We start from the raw sequence: 1,723 nt of genomic DNA, 5'->3' as shown, positions 1-1,723 counted from the left end.
TGGGTTCTCCCGCACTTTTGGTGCAGGTGGCGGGGAACGAATCATGAATCTGGTCGATTCAAGCAGGCTCCATAACGAGGGAGCCTTGTCGATCCGTGCCGAAGCGTATCCTGCCGCTTATTCCCCGTCAGCTTATTGTAGAGCAAGTCATCGTTGAGGCCGAGGCGATCGTGATCAATTGCCGGTCGCGGCAACCTGCGCCGCGCTGTCCGAGCTGTCGGCGCGTTTCGTCACGGATACATAGCAGATATCGACGACGAATTGCCGATCTGCCGTGGCAGGGTCGGCCGGTACTGCTCAGCGTCCATGTGCGCCGGCTGCGGTGTATCAACCGGAGGTGCGCGCAGCGGATCTTCGCCGAGCGGGCGGAAGAAATCGTCGGCAGCCATGCGCGACGTACAGCACGCCTTCGCGATATCCAGCGCTCGGTTGGCCTTGTGCTGGGCGGTGAAGCGGGTTCTCGTCTCATCGAACGGCTCAGTATGCCGATCAGCGCCGATACGATGCTCCGGGTCATCCGCGCCGGTCGACAGGTCGGCTCCGTTGCTCCGCGCGTCCTGGGTGTTGACGACTGGGCGTGGCGCAAGGGCCAGCGATATGGCACCGTGTTGGTCGACCTCGAAACCAACGACGTGGTCGATCTGCTGCCGGATCGGGAAAGTGCGACGCTTGCGGCGTGGCTGAAATCCAACCCCGGCGCGCAAATTATCGCGCGCGATCGGGCGGGCAGCTATGCCAAAGGGGCGCGCGAAGGCGCGCCTTCAGCCCGGCAGGTCGCGGATCGCTGGCATATGCTGCGCAACTGTTCGGATGCGGTGCTCGCCGCGGTCGAGAAGCGATACAGGCTCGTTCGGGAGGTCGGGCGATCACTGGCGAACGATGTTGCCTCGCCTCCTTCGCCGGAGCGGCCAGCGGCGATCGGGAAGTCCCGTACGGCACTTGAGCGTCAACGACAGGGCCGGGCGCGTCGGCGCAAAATGTTCGACGAGGTCGTTGCCTTACGCGACAAGGGCTGGAGCATCTCGGCAATCGCTCACGAGACCGGCCGTGATCGCAAGACCATTCACCAATGGCTCCGCGACAAACGGCCCGGGACCTGGGAGCGCGCATCCCGTCATCCGGCAAATGCCTTCGAAGCATATCTGCGTTCGCGCTGGCACGAGGGCTGCCGCAATGCCACCCAACTCTATCGTGAGGTGTGCGCCCGTGGTTACCATGGCGAAGTGCGCGGCTTCCGCCGCTGGATCAGGACCAGATTGCGTGACGGTCAACCACAGCTTGTGGCGGGCTCGGGCGAACGCCCGCGCTGGAAATCACCGTCATCGCGCCAGGCGGTCAGGCTCCTCACCGTGCCCAGCGACGCGCTCGGTACCGATGACGCACGATTTGTCGGCGCCATGCGCGCCGCATCGCCTGCAATCGCCGAAGCGGCGGACCTCGCGCGCCGTTTCCACGACATGCTCGTCGGACGCAAGGCCAACGAACTTGACCAGTGGCTCGCGCAAGCGCTGGGCAGCGCCATCGCCTCGTTTGCGCGCGGCCTCCGCCGCGATATCGATGCAGTGCGTGCCGCATTGGCACTACCCTGGAGCACCGGACCGGTCGAAGGCAAAATCAACAAGCTCAAACTTATCAAGCGATCAATGTACGGACGCGCCGGCATCGATCTACTCCGCGCTCGCATTATGGCATGACCCCTGCACCAAAAGTGCGGGAGAACCCA

General features: G+C 64.0%; 1 protein-coding gene. It reads left to right on the top strand.

Features of this window, described 5'->3' with window-relative positions:
- Positions 1-95 precede the first annotated feature (95 nt).
- Complete coding sequence (locus ACIQCS_RS23930; protein WP_401531957.1) at positions 96-1,694, top strand: ISL3 family transposase; 1,599 nt, start codon at positions 96-98, stop codon at positions 1,692-1,694.
- Positions 1,695-1,723 lie beyond the last annotated feature (29 nt).

Origin of the sequence: Sphingomonas sp. NPDC092440 (assembly GCF_044754985.1) — a bacterium.
GTDB lineage: Bacteria > Pseudomonadota > Alphaproteobacteria > Sphingomonadales > Sphingomonadaceae > Sphingomonas.
This window is presented reverse-complemented; position numbering and strand designations above follow the sequence as displayed.